Source organism: Amycolatopsis sp. SID8362, assembly GCF_010550475.1.
Lineage (GTDB): Bacteria > Actinomycetota > Actinomycetes > Mycobacteriales > Pseudonocardiaceae > Amycolatopsis > Amycolatopsis eburnea.
Genome location: NZ_JAAGNB010000573.1, coordinates 12,728 through 36,128, shown reverse-complemented (window position 1 = coordinate 36,128; position 23,401 = coordinate 12,728). Strand labels below are relative to the sequence as shown.

Here is a 23,401-nt window from a genome sequence, read left to right as displayed (position 1 = left end):
CGGCGGGTGCCTTCGGGCGTCCCGGTGGTCCCTCGCGCAAGGGCCGCAAGTCGAAGCGGCAGAAGCGCCAGGAGTACATGGACAACATGCAGGCGCCCAGCGTCGGCGGCGTCCGCCTGCCCAAGGGGCAGGGCGAGACGATCCGGCTGCCGCGGGGTGCTTCGCTGACCGACTTCGCCGAGAAGATCGACGCCAACCCGGCTTCGCTGGTGCAGGTGCTCTTCCACCTCGGCGAGATGGTCACCGCGACGCAGTCCGTGTCGGACGACATCCTCGAGCTGCTCGGCGGCGAAATGAACTACACGGTTCAGGTCGTCAGCCCCGAGGAAGAAGACCGCGAGCTGCTGGAGACCTTCGACATCACCTACGGCGACGACGCGGGTGGCGAAGAGGACCTGCAGGTCCGGCCGCCGGTCGTGACCATCATGGGTCACGTCGACCACGGTAAGACCCGCCTGCTCGACACGATCCGGAAGACGAAGGTCCGCGAGAGCGAGGCCGGCGGCATCACGCAGCACATCGGTGCGTACCAGATCGAGACCGAGCTCGAGGGCAACCCGCGCCTGATCACCTTCATCGACACCCCGGGTCACGAGGCGTTCACCGCCATGCGTGCCCGTGGTGCCAACTCGACCGACATCGCGGTGATCGTGGTGGCGGCCGACGACGGTGTGATGCCGCAGACGGTCGAGGCGATCAACCACGCGCAGGCCGCCAAGGCCCCGATCGTGGTCGCGATCAACAAGATCGACAAGGAAGGCGCGAACCCGGACAAGATCCGGCAGCAGCTGACCGAGTACGGCCTGGTCGCCGAGGAGTACGGCGGCGACACGATGTTCGTCGAGATCTCCGCGCGGCAGAACATCAACATCGACGGCCTGCTCGAGGCGATCCTGCTGACCGCGGACGCCGCTCTGGACCTCCGGGCCAACCCGGACATGGAGGCCCAGGGTGTCGCGATCGAGGCGCACCTCGACCGCGGCCGCGGCCCGGTGGCGACCGTCCTGGTCCAGCGCGGCACGCTGCGCGTCGGCGACTCGGTCGTGGCGGGTGACGCCTACGGCCGCGTCCGCCGGATGGTCGACGAGCACAACGTCGACGTGACCGAGGCGCTGCCGTCGCGTCCCGTCCAGGTCATCGGGTTCACCTCGGTGCCGGGTGCGGGCGACACCTTCCTGGTGGTCGACGAGGACCGCGTCGCCCGGCAGATCGCCGAGCGCCGCGCCGCTCGTACGCGCAACGCGCTCAACGCGTCGCGCCGCAAGCGGGTCAGCCTCGAGGACCTCGACTCCGCCTTGAAGGAGACGAACAGCCTCAACCTGATCATCAAGGGTGACAACTCGGGTACGGTCGAGGCCCTCGAAGCCTCGCTGCTCCAGCTGGACGTCGGCGACGAAGTCGAGCTGAACGTGGTCCACCGCGGTGTCGGTGGCGTGACCGAGTCGGACATCGACCTGGCGACCGCGTCCGACGCGATCGTCCTCGGGTTCAACGTCCGCGCCCAGGGCAAGGCGACCGAGCGGGCCACCCGCGAGGGCGTCGACGTCCGGTACTACACGGTCATCTACCAGGCGATCGACGAGATCGAGCAGGCCCTCAAGGGCATGCTCAAGCCGGAGTACGAAGAGGTCGAGCTGGGCCGCGCGGAGGTCCGCGAGGTCTTCAAGTCCTCCAAGATCGGCACGATCGCGGGTTGCCTGGTCATGTCCGGCGAGATCCGGCGCAACGCCCGGGCCCGCCTGCTCCGCGACGGCACCGTCGTGGCGGAGAACCTGCCGATCAGCTCGCTGCGGCGGTTCAAGGACGACGTGGTCGAGGTCCGCGAAGGCTACGAGTGCGGTCTGACGCTCGGTTCGTACAGCGACATCAAGGTCGACGACCAGATCGAGACGTACGAGCAGCGCGAGAAGCCCCGCGCGTAAGGACGAGTGACACCGGGTGCGCGTTTCGGCGCGCACCCGGTGTCTCCCTACTACACCACCAAAACTGCCTATGTTCGTCGGAGCTCTCGAGCTCGACATCCTGCTCGGCGACGTCCATTCGCTGAAGCAGAAGCGGTCCGTGGTCCGTCCGGTGCTGGCCGAGGTGCGCAAGCGCTTCGCCGTATCGGTGGCCGAGGCCGGTCACACCGATCTGCACCGCCGGACCCTCATCGGGGTGGCCGTGGTCGCCGAAGGTGGCGAGCACGTCCGGGACGTGCTCGACTCGTGTGAGCGGTACGTGGCGAGCAGGCCGGAGTTCGAACTCCTGTCCGCGCGCCGCCGGCTGCTCGGTCCAGACGACTAGCCCTTTTCTAGGAGAACGACATGGCCGATCCTGCTCGGGCTCGCAAGCTCGCCAAGCGGATCTCGCAGATCGTCGCGTCCGCGATCGAACACGAGGTCAAGGACCCGCGGCTGAACTACGTGACCATCACGGACACGAAGGTCACCGGCGACCTGCACGACGCGACCGTCTACTACACGGTGCTCGGCGAGAAGCTGGACTCCGTGCCGGACTTCGCGGGCGCGGCCGCCGCGCTCGAATCGGCGCGCGGCGTGCTGCGCACCAAGGTCGGGCAGGGCACCGGGGTCCGCTACACGCCTACGCTGACGTTCGTCGCCGACACGATCCCGGAGGAGTCGAAGCGGATCGAAGACCTCCTCGCCAAGGCTCGTGAAGCCGACGCGGAGGTCGCCCGCCGTGCGACCGGCGCCCAGCACGCCGGCGACGCCGACCCGTACAAGGCGCCTCGCGAAGAGACCGAGGACGCCGAAGACGACGAGTTCGCGGAGGAGGAGAGCCGGGGCTGACCCGTGCTCTCCCGCCGCACCCTGCTCGCCGGCAGCGCACTCGCGCTGCTGGCGGGCTGCTCGCCGTCCGAACCCCCGCCCGGCCCGCCCGCGGTCCCGCCGCCGACGCGGCCGTCCGTGTTGCGTGACCCGGTGACGGTCCAGCGCATGCGGTCGGTCGCCCGCGGTACCGACGTCGACCTGGTGCTGATCACCCCGGCCGGAGTCCCGGCGTCGGGGCTGCCGGTATGCCTGGCACTGCACGGCCGGGGCGCGCGGGCGCGGACGTTCCTCTCGCTGGGCGTCCCGGACCTCCTGACGGCGGCGGTCCGCGCCGGCACGCCGCCGTTCGCGATCGCGGCCGTCGACGGCGACAACTACTGGGTGGACGTCGGTTCCGGCGACGACCCGCAGCGGATGCTCACCGAAGAACTCCCCACCTGGCTGACCGGACGTGACCTGCTCCCGGCGTCGGCGGTGTTCGGCATTTCGATGGGCGGCTTCGGCGCGCTGCGGTTCGCCCGCGCCCACCCCGACCTGAAGGCGGTGGCGACGGCGAGCGCGGCCTTGTTCGTGGACTGGCCCGACGCCCGCAGCCGCAAGGTGTTCTCCGGCGAGGACAACTGGCGCGCGGAGGAACCGCTGCTGCACACCGCGGACCTCCGCCCGGCCGCCCTCGGCGTCTGGTGCGGTGAGTCGGACCCGTTCCTGGGCGCGGATCGCAAGCTGGTCAAGGCGGTTTCGCCCGCGGTGTCGCGGTTTTCGCCGGGCGGGCACAAGGACGAGTACTGGCGCGGGATCCTGCCGGACGTCCTGAAGTTCGTCGGCGAGCGGCTACGCTGACGCGCGGGCGAACAGGATCGCTTGCGACACCTTGTTTTCCGGGTTGAGCGACCACTCGGCCTCGACCGTGAACCCTGCCGCGCGCACCCGCCTCGCCAGCCACCACGGCTGCCGGAGGTGGATGTGGACGCGCATGGGGTGCCCGCCGTAGCCCTCGGTCTTCAGCCGGGTCCCGGCACCGACGTGGTACCCGATCACCAGCAGCCCGCCCGGGCGCAGCACGCGCCGGAAGTGGCCCAGCGCCACCGGGACGTCGTCGTCGGGGACGTGGATCAGCGACCAGGACGCGAGCACACCCGCCACCGACGCGTCGGGCAGCGTCAGGTCCGTCATCGACCCCACCTCGAACGCCAGCTCCGGGTGCGCCCGCCGGGCCAGGGCGACCATCGCCGGGGAGAGGTCGACGCCGGACGCGTCGACGCCCAGCGAGGCCAGGTACGCCGTGAAGTGCCCCGGCCCGCAGCCGACGTCCACCGCCGGCCCGTCCACCTGCGCGGCGAACAGCGTCAGCGCGGCCTTCAGGTACGGCTGCTCTTCGAGGGCGTCGGCCACGAACTCGGCGTAGCTCTCGGCGACGGTGTCGTAGGAGTCGCGGGTGTCCGCGAGCCAGGTCATCGCGCGCGCAGCCCGTCGAGGATCATGCCGAGCCCCCGCCGCCAATCCGGCGTGGCGGTCGCCGCGGCGAAGACGACGGCGAGGTCGGGTCCGCGGAAGTCGGCGCGCAGCTGCCCGGCCTCCTGAGCGCGTTCGATGATCCGGTTCATCCGGGAAGCGTTGGCGTGCTTGGCTTTCTCGATCGCGGAGTCCGGATCGAACACCCGCGAGCACACGTCGGTGAACCCGCGGTCGGCGACCTGCAGGAGGACCGAGCGTTCGAGGAAGTGCACGAAGCCGTCCCAGGGGTCCTCGAAGGCGAGCGCTTCTTCGGTGATGGCCTCGGCGCTCCGGAGCGTCGGCAGGAAAACGGCTTCGACGAGGTCGGCCCGGGTGGGGAACCGGTTGTAGAGGGTCCCGATGGCGACCTCGGCCCGCCGCGCGACTTCATCGAGGGGAGCGTCGACGCCCTTGGCCCCGAAGACCTCCCGGGCCGCGGCGACCAAGGCCTCGCGGTTGCGCCGCGCGTCCGCGCGCAGGGGACGTTGGCCGACGGTCACGTCTGGGAGTATAGCCGGTGGTAACGCCCGGTTCCGGCTTGGCGATGAGCGTGAGCGGGCGTTCGCGGTGGACCCCGATCACTACGACTTCGCCAGCGTGAAGTGCGTCAAGGATCTGCGCCTGGGGCAGCTGTCGCTCCGCGAGGCGGGATCGGCGAAGCCGGCGGACGAGCTGTCCCCGAACGAGCGCGTCTGGCCGGCGAGTCCCCGGCTCGGCGACGTCCAGCTGGACGAAATCCTGCCGATCGCCGGTGGCTGCTCGCACGAAATCAAGTTCACGGGCGGGCGCGTCATGATCACGTGCGAAGACCTGCACGCGGAATGGACGTAAGCGCTTTGTCGACTCAGGAAGCCGGCTTCGCCGCTACCACGAGGTCGCGCAGGATGGCCTGGTCCACGCGGTGCGCGAACTCCTCCCACGGGCCGCCCTCCCGCACGTCGAGCCCGGCCTTCCGCAGCACCGCGACCAGCTCTTCCCGCGGCAGCACCGTCGTGTTCCACGAGATCCCCAGCGCCCCGCCGGGGCGCAGGACCCGGGTCCACACCGGCACCGCCGCCGCCAGCAGGTCGCGCGGGCTGCGCTGAAGCCCCGCCTCGCGGTGGCTCCCGTGCTGCACGCCGTACGGCGCGTCGGTCACGATCACGTCGAACGAGTTCGCCCGCAGCACCTCGTCGGTCGTCAGCGTGTCCGCGTTCAGGTACACGAGCCGCCGGGTGTCGCCGGCCTTGTACTCCTCCTTGGACAGCGCGTACTCGATGTCGAGCCGCCGCCCCAGCCGCACCTTGTTGCGGCGCAGCTGGCCGGACTCCGCGGTGTGCTTCACGCGCTTGTTGCGCAGCCAGGTCTTGATGAACGCCTCGTACGCCTCGAAGTCCTTGCCGTCGACGTCCAGGCCGGTGGCGTGCAGGCCGTACATCATCGCCTGGTTCAGCGTCGTGCCGCGCCCGCACAGCGGGTCCAGCAGGTACTTCGCCTTCGGGGAGAACGGGTCCGCGGTCGCCATCAGCGTGACGTTCACCAGCAGCTTCGTGAACAGCTCGTTCGTCTTGCCCGCGTACTTCTGGATCGTCAGCAGGTCCGAGTCCGCCTTCGCCAGCGGCGTCACGGTCACCGGGCGCAGGACGCCGTCACCGAGTTCGAACAGCGCGTACAGCGACGACAGGTTGGACAGGATCGCCAGGTCGTGCGCCTCCAGCGGGGCCGAACTCGTGAAGCGCACATACCCCACGCCGCCGAGTTCGGTCTCCTCGATCGCGGACAGCTCGGCCGCCAAGGCCGTGCCGAAGACCGCCAGCTCGGCGCGCAGCAGGGCGGCGGAGGAGGCGGCGTAGACCCGGTTGGCCGACGGGTAGACCAGCATCGCGTACTCAGGCATCCCGCAGAGCGTAGCGTGACGCACCGTGACCCCAACTCCGGCGCGGGACATCCGCGACGCGGCCGCGCTGCTCGCCTCGGCCACCGACGTGACGATCCTCGGCCACATCCGCCCGGACGCGGACGCGCTGGGCAGCGCGCTCGCCCTCGGCCGGGCCCTCCTCCAGCGCGGCGCGAAGGTGCGCGTCTCCTTCGGTGAGCCCGACGAGGCGCCCGAGACGCTGCGGTGGCTCGACGAAGACGGGCTGCTCACCCACCCGGACGACCTGCCCGCCAGCGAGCCGCTGCTGGTCTGCGTCGACACGCCGACGCCGAAGCGGCTGGGCCGGCTCGCCGGGCGCGTCGAGACCGCCGGCGCCGTACTGGTCGTCGACCACCACGCCACCAACACCTTCTACGGCACCTGCCACGTCGTCGACGAGACGGCCGAGGCCAGCGCGATCCTGGTGTTCCGGCTCCTGGACGAGCTGGGCGCCGTCCTGGACGAGCCGATCGCGCGCGGGATCTACGCCGGGATCGTCACCGACACCAGCGGCTTCCGGCGGGCGAGCCCGGAGACGCACCGGATGGCGGCGCGGCTCATCGAGGCCGGCGTCGACGCCGAAGCGGTCGTGCGGCGGATCGTCGACGAGCGCCCCTTCGCGTGGCTGCCGATGCTGTCGTCGGTGCTGAGCGAGGCCCGGTTGGAGCCGGAAGCCGCGCGGGGCAAGGGTTTCGTGCACGCCGTGGTCGGTGTCGACGCGGCCGGGACGGTGCGCGCCGAGGAGGTCGAGTCGGTCGTCGACGTCGTCCGCTCGGTGCGCGAGGCCGCCGTCGCCGCGGTGCTCAAGCAGGACCTCGCGAACCCGGCGCAGTGGCAGATCTCGTTGCGCTCCATCGGCATCGACGTCTCGGCCGTCGCGGCGGAATTCGGCGGCGGCGGGCACCGGCAGGCCGCGGGCTGCACGATCCCGGGCACCGCCGAGGAGGTCCTCGCGGGCCTGCGCGCCGCGCTGGAGCGGGCGCCGCTGCTGTAGCGCGCGTCGGCTGCCGCCGGCGGAAAGTTCCCGGCTTCCCGCCGGTCAGAACTGTCGGTGGGGCCGGTTAGAGTCCGGATCGTGGTGAACGTTGAGGAGACCGAGCGGGTTCCGGCGAAGCGCGTGCTGGGCCTGGCCGTGCCCGCGCTGGGGGTGCTGGCCGCCGAGCCGCTGTACGTGCTGGTCGACACCGCCGTGGTCGGGCACCTCGATGCGTTGTCGCTGGCCGGGCTCGCGCTCGGCGGGGTCGTGCTGGCGCAGGTGTCGAGCCAGCTGACGTTCCTGTCCTACGGCACGACGTCGCGCACCGCGCGCCTGCACGGCGCCGGCCGCCGGGCCGACGCGGTGCGCGAAGGCGTGCAGGCGACGTGGCTGGCGCTGTTCGTCGGGTTCTTCGTGCTCGGTGTGGGGCAGCTGCTGGCCTGGCCGATCGCCCGCGCGCTCTCGGGCAGCGACGAGATCGCGTCCGCGGCCGTGTCGTGGCTGCGGATCGCGCTGTTCGGGGCGCCGCTGATCCTCGTCACCATGGCGGGCAACGGCTGGATGCGCGGGGTCCAGGACGCCGCGAAACCGCTGCGGTACGTGCTGGCGGGCAACGGGATTTCGGCCGTGCTGTGCCCGGTGCTCGTCTACGGCGCCGGGCTCGGCCTGGAGGGCTCGGCGATCGCGAACGTCGTCGCGCAGGTGATCTCGGCGGCGCTGTTCTTCGCCGCGCTGGTCAAGGAGAAGGCCGGCCTGCGCCCGGACTTCAAGGTGATGCGCGCCCAGCTCGGCCTCGGCCGTGACCTGGTCCTGCGCAGCCTGGCGTTCCAGGCGTGCTTCATCTCGGCGGCGGCCGTCGCGGCCCGGACGTCGACCGAGGCGGTGGGCGCGCACCAGGTGGTGCTGCAGCTGTGGACGTTCCTCGCGCTGGTACTGGACTCGGTGGCGATCGCGGCCCAGTCCCTGGTCGGCGCGGCTTTGGGCGCGAACTCGGCGCGGCAGGCGCGCGGGGTCGCCAACCAGATCACGGGGTACGGCCTGCTGCTGGGGTGCTTCCTGTGCGTCCTGTTCGCGGCGCTGTCGTGGGTGCTGCCGCACGCGTTCACGTCCGACCAGGGCGTGCTGGCGGAGATCCCGCACGCGTGGTGGTTCTTCGTGGCCCTGCAGCCGATCGCCGGGGTGGTGTTCGCGCTGGACGGCGTCCTGCTGGGCGCGGGCGACGCGGCGTTCCTCCGCAACGCGACGCTCGGGAGCGCGGCGCTGGGTTTCCTGCCGCTGATCTGGGCCTCGCTGGGGTTCGGGTGGGGGCTGACGGGGATCTGGACCGGGCTTTCGCTGTTCATGGTGATCCGGTTGGCGTTCGTGGTGGCGCGATGGCGGTCGGGGAACTGGGCGGTGACGGGCGCAGTTCGCCCCTCCTGACCACCTGTGACGCCCCCGACCCTGTGGCGAAAACCACCCGGATAACGGCTATGTTTCGCCGTTGCTTAGGCGATACAAGTAGTAGGGACGGCAGCGTGGGCGTTCCACGCCCCGAACACCGCCGAACCCCTGGAGGTCCTTGTGCCGCCCGCCACCGGCCGCGCCACGGCCCGGTCCTGGCTCATCTGGCTCGCCGCCGTCACCGTCTACCTCCTCGCGGTGTTCCACCGCACCTCCTTCGGCGTCGCCGGGCTGCAAGCGGCCGAGCGGTTCGGCGTCGGCGCGGCCGCGCTCGGCACCTTCACCGTCCTCCAGGTCGGCGTCTACGCCGCCATGCAGATCCCGACCGGTGTCCTGGTCGACCGCTACGGTCCCCGCCGCGTCCTCATCGTCGCCGTGCTGATCCTCGGCACCGGGCAGCTCCTGCTCGGCATCGCCCACTCCTACGGCCTCGGCCTGCTCGCCCGCGGCGTGCTCGGGCTCGGCGACGCGCTCACCTTCGTCAGCGTGCTGCGCCTGGTCGCGGCCCACTTCCCGGGGCGCCAGTACGCGCTGCTGACGTCGTTCACCGCCGCCGTCGGGTACATCGGCAACCTCGCCGCCACCGTCCCGCTGGCACTGCTGCTCGACGTCTCCGGCTGGACGCCCACCTTCCTCGCCGTCGGCGCGCTCACCGTGCTCTACACGCTGGTCGTGGCGCTGCGGGTCCGGGACGTCCCGGCCGGCGAAACGCCGCCCGTCCGCGAACCGGTCCGCCCGCGCCAGCTCGCCCACCAGGTCGCCGAAGCCTGGCGGACGCCGGGGACGCGCCTGGGCTTCTGGGTCCACTTCAGCACGATGTTCGCCCCCAACGCCCTGACGCTGCTGTGGGGCGTCCCGTGGCTGGTCCAGGGCCAGGGACAGTCGAAGGCCGCCGCGAGCGCGCTGCTCACCGTGTTCGTCTTCGGGTCGATGGCCGGCGGCCCGCTGCTCGGCGGCGTGATCGGCAGGCACCCCTCGCTGCGGATGCCGCTGGTCGGCGGGTACATCGGCGGCGCCGCGCTGATCTGGGCGGTGCTGCTGAGCTGGCCCGGCACGGTGCCGGTGGCCGTGCTGGTGCCCGCGTTCGCGTTCCTCGCCCTCGGCGGCCCGGCGTCGATGATCGGGTTCGCGCTCGCCCGCGACTACAACCCGCTGTCCCGCGTGGGCACGGCGACCGGCGTGGTCAACGTCGGCGGCTTCGTGGCCACGACCATCGCGGCCCTGCTCGTCGGCGTGCTGCTGCAGTGGACCGGCGGGAGCTTCCGGCTGTCGCTGCTGGCGATCGTCGCGATCCTCGCGCTCGGCACGGTCCGGATGCTCGTGTGGTGGCGCCGCACCCGCGCCCACCTGTTCCTCGCCGAAGCCCGCGGCGAAGAGCTGCCGGTCCGGATCACCCGCCGCCGCTGGGACGCCGCACTACCGGAGACGCCGATCGTCGCCGCCTGAGCGGCCTGATCGTTCCCCAAGGGGCGGCAGCTAGGGTTTGCCGCGTGTCGAGCCCCAAACCGCCCCGCCGCCCCGCCCCGCCGCCCGGTCTCCTGATCGTCGACAAGCCCGCCGGGATGACGTCGCACGACGTCGTCGCGCGCGCCCGCCGCATCATGGGCACCCGCAAGGTCGGGCACGCCGGCACGCTCGACCCGATGGCGACCGGCGTGCTGGTGCTCGGCATCGAGCGCGCCACCAAGCTGCTCGGCCACCTGGCGCTGGACCGCAAGACCTACCTGGCCACCCTCAGCCTCGGCAGCAGCACCACGACCGACGACGCCGAGGGCGAAGTCCTCACGACCGGCGACACCGAAAAGGTCACCGACGACGAGATCACCGAAGGCGTCGCGAAGCTGACCGGCGACATCCAGCAGGTCCCGAGCGCGGTCAGCGCCGTCAAGATCGACGGCAAGCGCGCCTACGCCCGCGTCCGCGCCGGCGAAGACGTCGTCATCCCCGCGCGCCCGGTCACCGTCTACCGCTTCGACGTCCTGGGCATCCGCCACGAGGACGACCACGTCGAGGTCGACGCCGTCGTCGAGTGCTCGTCCGGCACCTACGTCCGCGCGCTGGCCCGCGACCTCGGCGCGGACCTCGGCTGCGGCGGGCACCTGAAGGCGTTGCGGCGCACCACGGTCGGCCCGTTCACGCTGGCCAAGGCGCGCACCCTCGACCAGCTCGAGGAGTCGCCCGAGCTGAGCCTGGACCTCGACGCGGCCGTCGCGGCCGCCTTCCCGAGGCGCGACCTCGACGCGGCCACGGCGAAGGCGGTCCGGCACGGGCAGCGCATCCCGGCGGCCGGGCTGGAAGGCACCTACGGGCTCTTCGGGCCCGACGGCCGGGTGCTCGCGCTGGCCGCCGACGAACAAGGCGTGTCCCGCGCGGTGGTGGTGTTGCTGCCCGCCTAGGGTGGGCCTTACAGAGACGGGAGTGCGACGTGCTGCGGTGGCGTGGGCTGGGGGACCTCCCCGGCGGCTGGGGCCGGTGCGTGGTCACCATCGGCGTGTTCGACGGGGTGCATCGCGGGCACCAGGAGCTGATCAGCCGGACCGTGGCGGCGGCGGCCGAACGGGGGCTGCCGAGCGTCATGGTGACGTTCGACCCGCACCCCTCGGAGGTGCTGCGCCCGGGCAGCCACCCGGCGCAGCTGACCACGTTGCGGCGCAAGGCGGAAATCGTCGAGAGCCTCGGCGTCGACGTCTTCTGCGTGCTGCCGTTCACCTTGGAGCTGTCCCGGCTCGCGCCGGAGGAGTTCGTGCACGAGGTGCTCGTCGACCGCCTGCACGCGGCCGCGGTGATCGTCGGCGACAACTTCACCTTCGGCGCCAAGGCCGCCGGCGACGTCGCGATGCTGCGCACCCTCGGCCGCCGGTTCGGGTTCGCCGCCTACGGCGCGGAACTGCAGGGCAAGGAACTGTCCGAAGAGGACCAATCGGCGATCACCTTCTCCAGCACGTACGTCCGGTCGTGCATCGACGCGGGTGACGTCGTCGCGGCGGCGGAGGCCCTCGGCCGCCCGCACCGCCTGGAGGGCATCGTCGTGCGCGGCGACGGCCGCGGCCACGAGCTCGGCTACCCGACGGCGAACCTGTCGACGCCGCGCTTCGCCGCCGTCCCGGCCGACGGCGTGTACAGCGCCTGGTTCACCCGCTCGGCGGACCCGTCGCGCCCGCTGCGCGCCGCGGTTTCGGTGGGCACGAACCCGACGTTCTCCGGGCGCGAGCGGACCGTCGAGGCGTTCGTCCTCGACGTCGACGAGGACTTCTACGGCCAGCACGTGGCGATCGACTTCGTGACGCGGCTGCGCGACCAGGTGCGCTTCGCCGACTCGGCCGGGCTCGTCACGCAGATCGACGACGACGTGATCGAGACGAGAAAGGCACTGGAGCTGCCCCCGGGCGCCCCGACCGGGGGCGAATAGGGGATTTCGCGTTCACGCACGTGGCGGCGATGGCAAGATGCTCACGGACGGTGTGCGCGAGCGGGGCATAGGGGAGCGGAACTGGTGGAGGACCACAAGATCGTCCAGCGGAACATCGCGTTGCAGCGCGAGTGGTACGGGGAGCCGCTCGGCGACCGCGTGCGTCGGCTCGTCGTCGCGTTCGACGTTTCGCAGGCGTTCTTGGCCGAGGTCCTCGGGATCAGCGCCCCCATGCTCAGCCAGGTGATGAGCGGGCGGCGGGCGAAGATCGGCAACCCGGTCGTGCTGGCCAGGATGATCATGCTCGAACGCAAGATCCTGGTGCCGGAGGTCGCCGCCGGCAACCGCGACGCGATGCTGGCCGCGATGGAGGACGTGCGCGACTCGCGCCCCACCGTCGGCCGCGACAACATCCCGGTCGTCAACGAAGACGCGAAGGTCCTCGCCTACCTGCGCGACCTGGCCGAGGACGAGGACCTGGGCGAGGCCGCCAAGCGCCTCGACGACGACTTCCCGGCCATCGCCGACCTGCTCCGCCGGGCGGGCAACGGCTCCTGATGCCGGTCCTGTTCAGCGCGCTCCTCCCGCCGGACGACGTCGTCGAGGCGGTCGCGGAAGCCGTGGGCGAGCGGGGCGGCGGCCTGCGCTGGGAGCCGCCGGAGCGCTGGCACGTCACGCTCGCCTACTACGGGCAGGACGACCTGGCGACCCGGACCGCCTGGCTGGAGCAGCGCCTGGCCGGGCGGTCGGCCGTCGGCGTCCGGCTGGAAAAGGCCGCGACGTTCCCCGGCGTGCTGTGGTTGACTGTCGCCGGAACGGAGCTGACGCCGCTCGCGCACGCCGCGGGCGCCGACGCCGAGGCGAGGCCGTACGCGGCCCACCTGACGCTCGCGCGGTTCCCCCGGGAAGATCCGGGGCGTGCCGCGCGTTGGACGCGGAAGCTCGCCGGCTTCACGAGCCGGCGCTGGCAGGCCACCGAGGTGGCGCTGATGACCAGCGAGCGCGAGTCGCGCGGCCCCCGCTACCGGGTGGCGCGCGTCTTCGAGCTGGACGGCGCCTGAAGGCGCTGTTCAGCGGGCTGGTAACCTCACGAGCGGGTCCGGCTGCAGTCCGTGGCGGCCGTGACCGTCTTCCCGGCGTGTATCCACGTCCGGGGCCGCACGGCACTGATTATTTCGAGGAGCAACACAAGTGGCGCTGTCCACCGAAGAGAAGAAGTCGATCCTGGCCGAGTACGGCGTGCACGACTCGGACACCGGATCCCCCGAGGCCCAGGTCGCGCTGCTGACCAAGCGCATCGTCGGCCTCACCGAGCACCTCAAGGCTCACAAGCACGACCACCACTCGCGTCGCGGGCTCCTGCTGCTGGTCGGCCGTCGCCGCCGGCTGCTGAACTACGTGATGAAGGTGGACATCGAGCGTTACCGTGCGCTGATCCAGCGCCTCGGCCTGCGCCGATAGCTTCAACCCGAGGGGGAGCAGCCGACGGCTGCTCCCCCTCGGTTCAGCAAGACCGAACGGCGCGAGCGCGCACGAGGGTCCGTCCGCCGGTCCTCGGTAGTGGTTCCCGGGAAGCGTCCCGGGGGCTTCGATCGAAGACCGGCCTCATTCCTCGAGCGTCCTCAGGCGAAACGGGTCCCAGGGTGGGAGACTCGCGCCGAATGAAGGAACCAAAGAGGAGAATTGTCTATGACCGACTCCACCGGAGTCACCGTGCACGAGACCGAAGCCGTGATCGACAACGGCAAGTTCGGCACTCGCACCGTTCGTTTCGAGACGGGCCGCCTGGCCAAGCAGGCCGCCGGCGCCGTCGTCGCGTACCTCGACGAAGAGACCATGCTGCTCTCGGCGACGACCGCGTCGAAGCACCCGAAGGAGCACTTCGACTTCTTCCCGCTGACCGTGGACGTCGAGGAGCGCATGTACGCCGCGGGCCGCATCCCCGGCGCGTTCTTCCGCCGCGAGGGCCGCCCGTCGACCGACGCGATCCTGACCTGCCGCCTGATCGACCGGCCGCTGCGCCCGTCGTTCGCCGACGGTCTCCGCAACGAGATCCAGGTCGTCATCACCGTCCAGAGCCTCAACCCGGACGACCCGTACGACGTGCTGGCCATCAACGCCGCGTCGGCGTCGACCCAGATCGCCGGCCTGCCGTTCTCCGGCCCGGTCGGCGGCGTGCGCGTCGCGCTGATCGAGGGCCAGTGGGTCGCGTTCCCGACCTGGTCGCAGCTGGAGAAGGCGACCTTCAACATGGTCGTCGCCGGCCGCATCGTCGGTGAAGACGTCGCGATCATGATGGTCGAGGCCGAGGGCACCGAGCACACGCTCGACCTGATCGCCGCCGGCGGCAAGGCGCCCGACGAGGTCGCCGTCGCCGAAGGCCTCGAGGCCGCGAAGCCGTTCATCAAGGTCCTCTGCGAGGCGCAGCAGCGCCTGGCCGACGCCGCCGCGAAGCCGACCGGCGAGTTCCCGGTCTACCCGGCCTACCAGCAGGACGTCTACGAGGCCGTCGCCGCCATCGCGACCGACGACCTGGCGAACGCCCTCCAGATCGCCGGCAAGCAGGACCGCGACGCCGCGACCGACCAGGTCAAGGCCGCCGTGCTGGAGAAGGTCGGCCTCGGCGAGGGCGAAGCCTTCGAAGGCCGCGACAAGGAGATCGGCGGGGCGTTCAAGGCCCTGACGAAGAAGATCATGCGCCAGCGCGTCCTCACGGAGAAGATCCGCATGGACGGCCGCGGCCTCACCGACATCCGGTCGCTCGCGGCCGAGGTCGCCGTGATCCCGCGGGCGCACGGTTCGGCGCTGTTCGAGCGCGGCGAGACCCAGATCCTGGGTGTCACCACGCTGAACATGCTGCGCATGGAGCAGCAGATCGACTCGCTCTCCCCGGAGACGACGAAGCGCTACCTGCACCACTACAACTTCCCGCCCTTCTCCACCGGGGAGACCGGCCGCGTCGGTTCGCCGAAGCGCCGCGAAATCGGCCACGGCATGCTCGCCGAGCGCGCCCTGGTGCCGGTGCTGCCGAAGCGGGACGAGTTCCCGTACGCGATCCGCCAGGTCTCCGAGGCGCTGGGCTCCAACGGCTCGACCTCGATGGGCTCGGTCTGCGCGTCCACGATGAGCCTGTACAACGCCGGCGTGCCGCTGAAGGCGCCGGTCGCGGGCATCGCGATGGGCCTGGTCTCCGACGAGGTCGACGGCGAGACCCGCTACGTGGCGCTCACCGACATCCTCGGTGCCGAGGACGCCCTCGGCGACATGGACTTCAAGGTCGCGGGCACCAAGGACATCATCACCGCGCTGCAGCTCGACACGAAGCTCGACGGCATCCCGTCGGAGGTCCTCGCGGCCGCGCTGAAGCAGGCGAAGGACGCGCGCACCACCATCCTGGAGGTCATCGCCGAGGCGATCGACAGCCCGGACGAGATGAGCCCGTACTCGCCGCGCGTCACCAGCGTGAAGATCCCGGTCGACAAGATCGGCGAGGTCATCGGCCCGAAGGGCAAGATGATCAACTCGATCACCGAGCAGACCGGTGCCGACATCTCCATCGAGGACGACGGCACGATCTACGTGGGCGCCTCCGACGGCCCGTCGGCGGACGCGGCGATCGACCTGATCAACGCCATCGCCAACCCGCAGCTGCCCAAGGTCGGCGAGCGCTTCCTCGGCACCGTGGTGAAGACGGCCGCGTTCGGCGCGTTCGTCTCGCTGCTGCCGGGCAAGGACGGCCTGGTGCACATCTCCAAGCTGGGCAACGGCAAGCGGATCGCCAAGGTCGAGGACGTCGTCAACGTGGGTGACAAGCTCCGCGTCGAGATCGCCGACATCGACAACCGCGGCAAGATCAGCCTGATCGTGGTCAAGGACGAGGACGCCAAGCCCGCCGAGGGTGACGCCCCCGCCGCCGACGCCGAGAAGGCCGACGCCAAGTAAGACGCAAAGTCCGTCGAAGGCCTCCTCGCCGCGTCCGGTGAGGAGGCCTTCGCGGCATCGTGAGTAAGGAACCCATGGCACGGCAGGTTTCCGGGCACGAACAGCCCGTCGGCACCACCCGCACGCTCGAGTCCACCCCGGACGGTGCGGTCGTCAAGCGCAGCGTGCTGCCCGGTGGCCTGCGGGTGATCACCGAGCACGTCCCGGCGTCCCGCTCGGCCACCGTCGGGCTGTGGGTCGGCATCGGCTCCCGCGACGAGCCGGTGGCCGTCGCCGGCGCCGCGCACTACCTCGAGCACCTGCTGTTCAAGGGCACGAAGAACCGCGACGCCACGCAGATCGCCGAGGAGATCGACGCCGTCGGCGGCGAGTTCAACGCCTTCACGGCGAAGGAGCACACCTGCTACTACGCGCAGGTGCTCGACGCCGACCTCCCGCTGGCCGTGGACCTGGTCACCGACGTCGTGTTCGAGGCGCTGTGCACCGACCGCGACATGGACATGGAGCGCAGCGTCGTCCTCGAAGAGATTTCGATGCGCGACGACGACCCCGAAGACCTGCTGCACGAGACGTTCGTCAGCGCGATCCTCGGCGACCACGCGCTCGGCCGCCCGGTGCTCGGCACCGAGAAGTCGATCATCGGGATGTCGCCGTCCGCGCTGCGGAACTTCTACAAGCGCCGGTACACGCTGCCGCGGATGGTGCTGGCCGTGGCCGGGAACATCGACCACAACCAGGTGCTGCGCCTGGTCCGCAAGGCGCTGAAGGACCGCCTGACCGGGACGGCGACGCCGGTCCCGCCGCGCGAAGGCCGGGCCCGGATCAAGACCCCGCCGAAGCTGGCGCTGCACACCGACGACACCGAGCAGGCGCACGTCATGCTGGGCCTGCGGTCGCTGTCGCGCCACGACGACCGGCGCTTCGCGCTGTCGGTGCTCAACGCGGCCCTCGGCGGCGGCATGAGCTCGCGGCTGTTCCAGGAGATCCGGGAGCAGCGCGGGCTGGCTTACCAGGTGTACTCCTCGGTGGCGAGCTACGCCGACACCGGCCACATGGCCGTGTACGCGGGCTGCCAGCCGGAAAAGCTCGGCGACGTCGCCGGCGTAATCCGCGAACTGCTCGACAAGGTCGGCGTCGACGGCCTGACCGACGCCGAGGTGGCCCGCGCCAAGGGCCAGCTGCGCGGCGGGCTGGTGCTGGGCCTCGAGGACACGTCGTCGCGGATGTCGCGGATCGGCAAGACCGAGCTCAACTACGGCCGCTACCTGGGCGTCGACGACACGATCGCGCGCATCGACGCGGTGACCACCGAGGACGTGTGTGCGCTCGCTCGCACTTTGTTCGCGCGGCCGGGCGGGGTCTCGGCGGCGGCGGTCGTCGGGCCGTACGCTCACGCCGACGACCTTCCTGACGACCTGCACGAGGTGATCGCTTCATGACCATCAACGTCGGTGTGCTCGGTGCCCGGGGCCGCATGGGCGCGACGGTGGTGAAGGCGGTCGAAGGAGCTTCGGACATGAAGCTCGTCGCGGCGCTGGACGCCGGTGACGACTTCTCGGCGCTCGCCGATGCTCAGGTCGTCGTGGACTTCACCCACCCCGACACCGTCATGGGCAACCTGGAGTACCTGGTCGAGCACGACATCCACGCGGTCGTCGGCACCACGGGCTTCAGCGAGGAGCGGCTGGCTTCGCTGCGTTCCCTCCTGGAGCCGAAGCCCGCGCTGGGCGTGCTGATCGCGCCGAACTTCGCCCTTGGCGCGGTCCTGGCGATGCGGTTCGCGGCCCAGGCGGCGAAGTTCTACGCGTCGGCGGAGATCATCGAGCTGCACCACAACCGCAAGGCCGACGCGCCTTCCGGCACCGCCGCGCACACCGCCCGGATGATCGCCGCCGCGCGGGCCGAGGCGGGCGTGACGCCGGGCCCGGACGCGACGACGTCGGAGCTGGACGGTGCCCGCGGCGCGTCGGTCGAGGAGGTCCGCGTCCACTCGGTCCGCCTGCCGGGCCTGGTCGCGCACGAGGAGATCCTGTTCGGCGGCGAAGGGGAGACCCTGACCATCCGGCACGACTCCCTCGACCGGACGTCGTTCATGCCGGGTGTGCTGCTCGGCGTCCGCGAGGTGCTGAACCGCCCCGGCCTGACGGTCGGCCTGGAAAACGTCCTCGACCTGTGAGGGCCCGCAATGTGGCGCTGCTGCTGACGGCGGCGCTGGTCGTCTACCTGTTCCTGCTGGCGGACCGCGCGTTCGCGCTGTTCGCCACGGGGACGGGTGTCGGTATCGCGCTCGGCGCCGGCGTCCTGCTGCTGCCGGTCCTCGGCATCTGGGTCGTCGTCGTGACCTGGCGCAACGGCCTGCAGATCCAGCGCCTTTCGCGCCGCCTGGACGCCGAGGGCGCGCTCCCCGACGTCTCCGACCTGCCCCGGCGGCCCTCGGGCCGCGTGGACCGCGACGCGGCCGACGCGTGGTTCGCCGAGCGCCGCGCCGAGGTCGAGGCGGACCAGGAGAACTGGCGGGCCTGGTACAAGCTCGCGTACGCCTACGACATCGCCGGCGACCGGCGCCGGGCGCGCGAGACGATGAAGACGGCCGTGGAGCTGGAAGCCGCCGAGCGCTCAGGTACCGAGTAGCTCCGGCGCGAAGACCTCTTCGAGCCGCCAGCGGCGGGACGACAGGCCCTGCTCGTGGTGGTACCTGAGGTAGGTCTCGAGCGCCGCGCGGTTGGCGGAAATCCCGTAGGGCCACCAGTCTTCGCCGAACCCGGCGAGGGTTTCGTCGACCAGCGCGTTCGCCCAGGGGACCATGGTCTGCACCTGGTAGAGCCGCCGGTTCCGCCGGTATCGCTGCGCGGCGACGTCCTTGGCGGCTTCGAACTCGGCGTAGACGCGGCGGGCCAGGCCGGGGTCGGCCCGCAGGAGCTCCCGCCGGACGACGACCGCGTGCATGATCGGGAAGATCCCGGTGCGGCGGTGGTATTCGCGTTCCCGCGCAGGGAAGTCCGGGAACAGGCGTGCGACGTTCGGGGAGCCGTCGAGCACGCACTGCGGGACGTTGGCGGAGAACAGCGCGTCCAGCTCGCCGGCGTCGAGCATGTCGCTCAGCGTTTTCCCTTCCCCGGCCGTGGTGACGTCGAGGGCGGGCGGGTGCGGGTGCGGGATGAACCCGAAGGGCGCCGACGGGCGTTCGAGTCCGCCGATCACCCAGCGGTTCGCCTCGGGCCGGAAGCCGTACTCGTCCATCAGGATGCCTTTGGCCCAGACGCCCGAATCCTGGCCGTAGGTGCCGAATTCGCCGATGGTCCGGCCGGTGAGGTCACCCGGTCCGGTGATGCCGGCGTGGGTGTTGACGAAGACGCAGGAGTGCCGGAACACCCGGTTGGGGAAGATGGGCAGCGCCACGAAGGGCGTGCCTTCTTCGAGCAGGCGCAGGTAGAACGTGAGGCCGAGTTCGGCGACGTCGAACTCGTTCCCGCTGATGAGCCGTTCGAAGATCTCCGGCAGCGTATCGGCGGTTTCCACGGCGGTGGTTTCGAACAGCCGGCTGGTGGTGTCGTAGCGGAAGCACCCGATCCTGAGGTCCATGCCCCCGATCCTCGGCCCGCGCGGCGGCGGGCGTCCAAGACCGGCTGCGTCGGCTCGATACCGTGGGAGTATGGACCTGCGCGTGCTCCGGTACTTCGTCGCGGTGGCCGAGGAGCGGCACGTCGGCCGCGCGGCGGGACGGCTGCACATGGCGCAGCCGCCGCTGAGCCGTGCCGTGCGCGGGCTGGAAGACGAGCTGGGCGCGACGCTGTTCGAGCGCACGCCGAAAGGTGTCACGCTCACCGCCGCGGGCGCGGTGCTCTACGACGAGGCGGTCGCGCTGCTGGCCCGGGCGGACCGGATCCCCGACCGCGTCACCACGGCGGCGGGCGCGGCGACCCTGACGGTCGGCACGCTGGCGGACACCGCCGAGCACGCCGGCGCCCGCCTGGTCGCGCTGTTCCGCTCACGGCACCCGCACGTCGAGGTGCGCGTGCACGAGACCGACCTCGCCGACCCGACGGCGGGCCTGCGCACGGGCTTGGTCGACGTGGCACTGACCCGGACCCCCTTCGAGGGCAAGGGAATCAGCGTCCACGTCCTGCGCCCGGTCCGCACCGGAGTGGTCCTGCGCGACGATGACCCCCTGTCCGGCTGGCCATCAGTGTCCACATCGGACCTGGCCGGCCGCCGCTGGATCCGCCTCCCGGACGGCACCGACCCGACGTGGGCGGAGTACTGGACGAGCGGCGCCCCCGGCGGCCCGGTCGTGCGGACGATCCAGGAGTGCCTGCAGGCGGTGCTGTGGAACGGGATCTCGGCGTTCGCCCCGGTCGGCCAGCCGCTGCCGCCGGGGTTGCGCATCGTCCCGGTGGCGGACCGCCCGCCGAGCGATCTGGTGGTGGCGTGGCCGAAGTCCGGGGGAGGCCCGCTGGTCCGCGGCTTCGTGCGGGTGGCGGCGTCGCTCAGTCCGGCAGACTGGACCCAGTGACGCTGGTTTTGAAGCTCGTCTTGGCGCCGTTGCTGGTGGTCGTTTCGTCGTTGGCCGGCCGTCGCTGGGGGCCGGGGGTGACCGGGTTGCTGGTGGCCATGCCGGTGGTGGCGGGCCCGATCGTGCTGATCACGTACCTCGAGCATGGCCCGGTCTTCGCGGCGCGGGCCGCGTCGGCGTCGTTGCTGGGGCTGGTGTCGTTGGCGGCGTTCGCGGTGGTGTTCGCCCGGGTCGGGCGGGTGCGCGGGTGGCTGGGGACGGTGCTGGTGGGGTGGCTGGTGTGTCTGGCGCTGGATCTCGCGTTGTCGTTCGCGCCGGTGCCGGTGTGGGCCGCGTTGGGGATGGCTTTGGCGGCGGCTTGGGCGGGAATGCGGCTGGTGCCGGAGGGCTTGCGGGGAACTGGCTCGGCGAGCCTGCCCGCGTTGGGAGAGGCGGGGTCGCCAGCCCTGTCTGGGCGAGGGGAGGCTGGGTCGCTGGGCTTGTCCGGGCTGGGTGAGACCGGCTCGGCGAGCTTGCCCGCGTTGGGCGGGACGGGCTCGGTCAGCTTGCCCGTGTCGCGCGAGACCGGCTCGGCGAGCTTGCCTGGGCTGGGTGAGGCGGGTTCGGCGAGCTTGCCTGAGTCGGGTGAGACCGGCTCGGCGAGCGTGCCGGTGTCGGATGGGATGGGCTCGGCGAGCGTGCCCGTGTCGGGCGAGGCGGGGCGAGCGGCCATGCCTGGGCGAGGCGCAGCGGCGTCGCTGGGCTTACCCGAACGAGGCGAAGCGTCGGCGTCAAGCCTGCGCCCGTCCGGCCAAGTAAGCCCGCCGTGGTGGGATCTCCCGGCCCGAGCGATCGCGACCGCCGGACTCGTCCTGGCACTCACCGCCGCCGCTGGGCGGCTGGGGCCGGGGCTCACCGGTGTGCTGGCTCCGTTCCCGACCGGGACGAGCGTGGTGGCGGCCTTCGCCCTGGCCCAAGGCGGCCCGGCAGCGGCACTGGCAACCATGCGGGGCGTACTACGCGGCCTCCGCGGCTTCGCCGCCTTCTGCTTCCTGGTAGCGGTGCTGGCCGAGCCGATCGGCGGCTGGGCGTTCGCCATCGCGATGGCCGGCGCGGTAATCGTGCAATGGGCTGGCCGTAAGCGCTAAGGCCGCAGTGGCTAAGAACCTGAACCGGCTAAAAAGCTGAAGCGACTAAACAACATCAGTGACCAACAAACTGAAGTGAGTCAACCTTCAAACCGGCTCAACTCTCTCAGTGATGCAACCACCCAGCGAACACCGCGGGTGAAGCCGCTATCAAACTGAACCGGATCCACCTTCCGGCCAGCCCGGTCGTCAAGAACGTCGCCAACCGCATTCGCACCAGCCCCGCCAGCACGCTGGTCGCCATGAACGGCGGCAACCCCACGAGCGAACTGACCCCGTACGTCCCGGCCATCCAGTGCGGATGCCGGTGGCACCGCTCCCGCAGCCGCTCGACCCACCCCCGCACCCGCTTCGTCCGCAACTGCCACCGCACCCGCCGCGGCGTCATCGGCCGCTCGCGGTGCAGCCGGTCGTGCAACGGCTTCGGCAGCTTGATCGTCCCCCGCGCGGCGAGGTAGTACAGCGTCTTCCCGGCGATCTGCCCGACCGCGACCGCCGCCCCGAGCCACAGCCAGTGCAGGCCCGGCTGGCTCGCGCACAGCCCGATCAAGAACACTTCGGCGTTGATCAGCGGCACGATGGCCGAACCGAACGCGACGCCCAGCGTCAGCAGGATCCAGCTCATCGTGTCACCTCCCGAAAATCGCTCGCGTTCTTCACGTTATCAGTTCGAAACCTGGAAACACTGGGGTTAGCCCCCGTCTTCGCCCGGTGGCCCGCACCAGAAGATCACCTGCCGGACGGCTCCCGGTCACCTCCCGCTGGAACGCTGACGAGGTGGCCGCCGAGCAACCCCGTACGCCCGTTGACCGCTTCGGCGCCCTGTGCCGGGCCGTCGTCCGGATACTCCCGCTGGGTCTGTCGCGCGTCGTGGCCCCGACGTTTCTCGGCTTCTGCCTCATCAACGGTCTGACGTTCGGCGTCGACCTCGGGTTGCTGACCGTTTTCCGGAGCGTGCTCGGCTGGCCCGTCTGGCTGGCGATCACGGTCGCGTACGGCTGCGCGTTCGGGCTCAGCTTCGCGCTGAACCGGACGTTCAACTTCCATTCCCACGCCGCCGTCGGAATGCAGCTCGTGTGGTACCTCGTGGCGATCGCCGTCAATTACGCCGCGTTTTTGCTGGGTGTGGGCGCGGGCCTGACGGCGCTGGGCGTCGAATACCACGTCTCGCGGCTGCTCGCGGGCGCCTGCGAAGGCGTCTTCATGTACGCCGTGATGCGCTGGGTGATCTTCCGCGACTCAGGTGAGCGACAGCTCGAGGGTGCCGGTGAGCCGGACTTCGCGGAGCAGGCGCTCGCCGGTGTCGAGGGTGCGGACCGTGCCGTCGGGGTTCCAGCCGGCGCGGCGGTAGAAGCCGAGGCTGGCGTGGTCGCCCTGGGCGACCCAGGCGATGCCGCGGGCGGCGCCGTCGGTCCGCAGGCCCGCGGCGGCCGTCGCGAGTAGCCGGCCGGCGTGGCCGCGCCGTCCCCACCGGGGCTCGACGAGCAGCGTGGCGATCAGTCCGGTGGCGTCCGCGTCGTCGGGCAGGCTGCCGTCCGCGGCGGCGATCTCGCCCTCGGGCGCGCGGCCCGCGACGCAGAACCCGACCGTGTACTCGCCTTCGGTGGCGACGTACACGAGGCTGCCGGGGTAGTCGATGGTCTCGGTCCACGTACCCACGAGGTCGGCGGCGTCCAGTTCGGCGAGCGCCTGCTTGCCCAGCAGGTCTTCGTACGCGGCATGCCAGGTTTCGCGCTGGATGCGGGCGATCTCCGCTGCGTCGGACAGGTCGGCGGGGCGGACGGCGGCGTCGCTCATGGCGCCGAATCTATCGGGTCGCCGAAAAC

General features: G+C 71.3%; 25 protein-coding genes and 1 pseudogene. 20 read left to right on the top strand and 6 right to left on the bottom strand.

What is annotated here, in order from left to right; genetic code table 11:
- The 4 genes from infB to G3I65_RS17650 form a co-directional block, all read left to right on the top strand.
- The coding region (gene infB / locus G3I65_RS17665) for a translation initiation factor IF-2 (protein WP_160697074.1) at window positions 1-1,922 on the top strand (1,922 nt) is incomplete at its 5' end.
- 70 nt (window positions 1,923-1,992) lie between these two features.
- Complete coding sequence (locus G3I65_RS17660; protein WP_003083991.1) at window positions 1,993-2,286, top strand: DUF503 domain-containing protein; 294 nt, start codon at window positions 1,993-1,995, stop codon at window positions 2,284-2,286.
- A 20-nt stretch (window positions 2,287-2,306) separates the two neighbouring features.
- Complete coding sequence (gene rbfA / locus G3I65_RS17655; protein WP_125314586.1) at window positions 2,307-2,792, top strand: 30S ribosome-binding factor RbfA; 486 nt, start codon at window positions 2,307-2,309, stop codon at window positions 2,790-2,792.
- Between the two features lie 3 nt (window positions 2,793-2,795).
- Complete coding sequence (locus tag G3I65_RS17650) at window positions 2,796-3,614, top strand: alpha/beta hydrolase family protein (RefSeq protein ID WP_160697073.1); 819 nt, start codon at window positions 2,796-2,798, stop codon at window positions 3,612-3,614.
- Here the strand turns inward: G3I65_RS17650 and G3I65_RS17645 are convergent.
- Window positions 3,606-4,229: a class I SAM-dependent methyltransferase gene (locus tag G3I65_RS17645; protein WP_160697072.1), complete on the bottom strand. Its 624-nt coding sequence runs from the start codon at window positions 4,227-4,229 to the stop codon at window positions 3,606-3,608. The genes G3I65_RS17650 and G3I65_RS17645 overlap by 9 nt on opposite strands.
- Window positions 4,226-4,768 (bottom strand): TetR/AcrR family transcriptional regulator, encoded by a 543-nt coding sequence (locus tag G3I65_RS17640; protein ID WP_160697071.1) that lies wholly within the window; start codon window positions 4,766-4,768, stop codon window positions 4,226-4,228. Before G3I65_RS17640 ends, G3I65_RS17645 begins: the two co-directional genes overlap by 4 nt.
- 67 nt (window positions 4,769-4,835) lie before the next feature.
- Between G3I65_RS17640 and G3I65_RS17635 the strand changes: the two genes are divergently transcribed.
- Window positions 4,836-5,099, top strand: a complete 264-nt coding sequence (locus G3I65_RS17635) for a hypothetical protein (protein WP_160697070.1) — start codon at window positions 4,836-4,838, stop codon at window positions 5,097-5,099.
- A 13-nt stretch (window positions 5,100-5,112) separates the two neighbouring features.
- On the opposite strand, the gene G3I65_RS17630 is transcribed toward G3I65_RS17635, so the two are convergent.
- A complete protein-coding gene (locus G3I65_RS17630; RefSeq protein WP_203612413.1) occupies window positions 5,113-6,144 on the bottom strand; it encodes a TRM11 family methyltransferase in 1,032 nt (343 codons plus the stop codon).
- A gap of 25 nt (window positions 6,145-6,169) precedes the next feature.
- On the opposite strand from G3I65_RS17630, the gene G3I65_RS17625 reads away from it, so the two are divergent.
- From G3I65_RS17625 to G3I65_RS17570, 12 genes are all read left to right on the top strand, one after another.
- The gene (locus G3I65_RS17625; RefSeq protein ID WP_160697069.1) at window positions 6,170-7,159 is read left to right on the top strand and encodes a bifunctional oligoribonuclease/PAP phosphatase NrnA; all 990 of its coding nucleotides are present in this window, start codon (window positions 6,170-6,172) and stop codon (window positions 7,157-7,159) included.
- Between the two features lie 84 nt (window positions 7,160-7,243).
- Entirely contained in the window at window positions 7,244-8,563 is a 1,320-nt protein-coding gene (locus tag G3I65_RS17620) for an MATE family efflux transporter (protein ID WP_160697079.1), read from the top strand.
- 141 nt (window positions 8,564-8,704) lie between these two features.
- Window positions 8,705-10,030, top strand: a complete 1,326-nt coding sequence (locus G3I65_RS17615; protein WP_160697068.1) for a nitrate/nitrite transporter — start codon at window positions 8,705-8,707, stop codon at window positions 10,028-10,030.
- Window positions 10,031-10,074: 44 nt separating this feature from the next.
- Complete coding sequence (gene truB / locus G3I65_RS17610) at window positions 10,075-10,980, top strand: tRNA pseudouridine(55) synthase TruB (protein ID WP_160697067.1); 906 nt, start codon at window positions 10,075-10,077, stop codon at window positions 10,978-10,980.
- Between the two features lie 29 nt (window positions 10,981-11,009).
- A complete protein-coding gene (locus G3I65_RS17605) occupies window positions 11,010-11,993 on the top strand; it encodes a bifunctional riboflavin kinase/FAD synthetase (RefSeq protein ID WP_309235522.1) in 984 nt (327 codons plus the stop codon).
- An 84-nt stretch (window positions 11,994-12,077) separates the two neighbouring features.
- The gene (locus tag G3I65_RS17600; protein WP_160697066.1) at window positions 12,078-12,551 is read left to right on the top strand and encodes a helix-turn-helix transcriptional regulator; all 474 of its coding nucleotides are present in this window, start codon (window positions 12,078-12,080) and stop codon (window positions 12,549-12,551) included.
- The gene (gene thpR, locus G3I65_RS17595; protein WP_160697065.1) at window positions 12,551-13,054 is read left to right on the top strand and encodes an RNA 2',3'-cyclic phosphodiesterase; all 504 of its coding nucleotides are present in this window, start codon (window positions 12,551-12,553) and stop codon (window positions 13,052-13,054) included. Before G3I65_RS17600 ends, thpR begins: the two co-directional genes overlap by 1 nt.
- Window positions 13,055-13,184: 130 nt before the next feature.
- The gene (gene rpsO / locus G3I65_RS17590) at window positions 13,185-13,454 is read left to right on the top strand and encodes a 30S ribosomal protein S15 (RefSeq protein WP_003084034.1); all 270 of its coding nucleotides are present in this window, start codon (window positions 13,185-13,187) and stop codon (window positions 13,452-13,454) included.
- 228 nt (window positions 13,455-13,682) lie between these two features.
- A complete protein-coding gene (locus G3I65_RS17585) occupies window positions 13,683-15,935 on the top strand; it encodes a polyribonucleotide nucleotidyltransferase (RefSeq protein ID WP_160697064.1) in 2,253 nt (750 codons plus the stop codon).
- 74 nt (window positions 15,936-16,009) lie between these two features.
- Window positions 16,010-17,374 carry a pitrilysin family protein gene (locus G3I65_RS17580; RefSeq protein WP_160697063.1) on the top strand — a complete coding sequence of 455 codons (1,365 nt, stop codon included), beginning with the start codon at window positions 16,010-16,012 and terminating at the stop codon, window positions 17,372-17,374.
- Window positions 17,371-18,111 carry a 4-hydroxy-tetrahydrodipicolinate reductase gene (gene dapB, locus G3I65_RS17575; protein WP_160697062.1) on the top strand — a complete coding sequence of 247 codons (741 nt, stop codon included), beginning with the start codon at window positions 17,371-17,373 and terminating at the stop codon, window positions 18,109-18,111. The genes G3I65_RS17580 and dapB overlap by 4 nt, the downstream gene beginning before the upstream one ends.
- Window positions 18,108-18,566 (top strand): hypothetical protein, encoded by a 459-nt coding sequence (locus G3I65_RS17570; RefSeq protein ID WP_163046708.1) that lies wholly within the window; start codon window positions 18,108-18,110, stop codon window positions 18,564-18,566. The genes dapB and G3I65_RS17570 overlap by 4 nt, the downstream gene beginning before the upstream one ends.
- Here the strand turns inward: G3I65_RS17570 and G3I65_RS17565 are convergent.
- Complete coding sequence (locus G3I65_RS17565; protein WP_160697061.1) at window positions 18,552-19,517, bottom strand: phosphate/phosphite/phosphonate ABC transporter substrate-binding protein; 966 nt, start codon at window positions 19,515-19,517, stop codon at window positions 18,552-18,554. The two genes, G3I65_RS17570 and G3I65_RS17565, sit on opposite strands and share 15 nt — an antisense overlap.
- A gap of 70 nt (window positions 19,518-19,587) precedes the next feature.
- Here G3I65_RS17565 and G3I65_RS17560 point away from each other — a divergent pair, with 70 nt between their 5' ends.
- Window positions 19,588-20,448 (top strand): LysR family transcriptional regulator, encoded by an 861-nt coding sequence (locus G3I65_RS17560; RefSeq protein WP_160697060.1) that lies wholly within the window; start codon window positions 19,588-19,590, stop codon window positions 20,446-20,448.
- A complete protein-coding gene (locus G3I65_RS57365) occupies window positions 20,445-21,575 on the top strand; it encodes a hypothetical protein (RefSeq protein ID WP_239071270.1) in 1,131 nt (376 codons plus the stop codon). The genes G3I65_RS17560 and G3I65_RS57365 overlap by 4 nt, the downstream gene beginning before the upstream one ends.
- Before the next feature lie 106 nt (window positions 21,576-21,681).
- On the opposite strand, the gene G3I65_RS17545 is transcribed toward G3I65_RS57365, so the two are convergent.
- A complete protein-coding gene (locus G3I65_RS17545; protein WP_125314572.1) occupies window positions 21,682-22,200 on the bottom strand; it encodes a hypothetical protein in 519 nt (172 codons plus the stop codon).
- Window positions 22,201-22,286: 86 nt separating this feature from the next.
- On the opposite strand from G3I65_RS17545, the pseudogene G3I65_RS58780 reads away from it, so the two are divergent.
- A pseudogene (locus G3I65_RS58780) lies at window positions 22,287-22,748 on the top strand (GtrA family protein); the annotation flags it as partial.
- A 66-nt stretch (window positions 22,749-22,814) separates the two neighbouring features.
- Here the strand turns inward: G3I65_RS58780 and G3I65_RS17535 are convergent.
- Entirely contained in the window at window positions 22,815-23,372 is a 558-nt protein-coding gene (locus tag G3I65_RS17535) for a GNAT family N-acetyltransferase (protein WP_160697059.1), read from the bottom strand.
- Between the last annotated feature and the right edge of the window lie 29 nt (window positions 23,373-23,401).

Bases quoted from the DNA above. Each gene is read 5' to 3' on its own strand.
- G3I65_RS17545 (WP_125314572.1), bottom strand. From the start codon at position 22,200: ATGAGCTGGATCCTGCTGACGCTGGGCGTCGCGTTCGGTTCGGCCATC.
- rbfA (WP_125314586.1), top strand. From the start codon at position 2,307: ATGGCCGATCCTGCTCGGGCTCGCAAGCTCGCCAAGCGGATCTCGCAG.
- dapB (WP_160697062.1), top strand. From the start codon at position 17,371: ATGACCATCAACGTCGGTGTGCTCGGTGCCCGGGGCCGCATGGGCGCG.
- G3I65_RS17560 (WP_160697060.1), top strand. From the start codon at position 19,588: ATGGACCTGCGCGTGCTCCGGTACTTCGTCGCGGTGGCCGAGGAGCGG.
- G3I65_RS17660 (WP_003083991.1), top strand. From the start codon at position 1,993: ATGTTCGTCGGAGCTCTCGAGCTCGACATCCTGCTCGGCGACGTCCAT.
- G3I65_RS17630 (WP_203612413.1), bottom strand. From the start codon at position 6,144: ATGCCTGAGTACGCGATGCTGGTCTACCCGTCGGCCAACCGGGTCTAC.
- G3I65_RS17645 (WP_160697072.1), bottom strand. From the start codon at position 4,229: ATGACCTGGCTCGCGGACACCCGCGACTCCTACGACACCGTCGCCGAG.
- G3I65_RS17580 (WP_160697063.1), top strand. From the start codon at position 16,010: ATGGCACGGCAGGTTTCCGGGCACGAACAGCCCGTCGGCACCACCCGC.
- G3I65_RS17565 (WP_160697061.1), bottom strand. From the start codon at position 19,517: ATGGACCTCAGGATCGGGTGCTTCCGCTACGACACCACCAGCCGGCTG.
- thpR (WP_160697065.1), top strand. From the start codon at position 12,551: ATGCCGGTCCTGTTCAGCGCGCTCCTCCCGCCGGACGACGTCGTCGAG.
- G3I65_RS17535 (WP_160697059.1), bottom strand. From the start codon at position 23,372: ATGAGCGACGCCGCCGTCCGCCCCGCCGACCTGTCCGACGCAGCGGAG.
- G3I65_RS17585 (WP_160697064.1), top strand. From the start codon at position 13,683: ATGACCGACTCCACCGGAGTCACCGTGCACGAGACCGAAGCCGTGATC.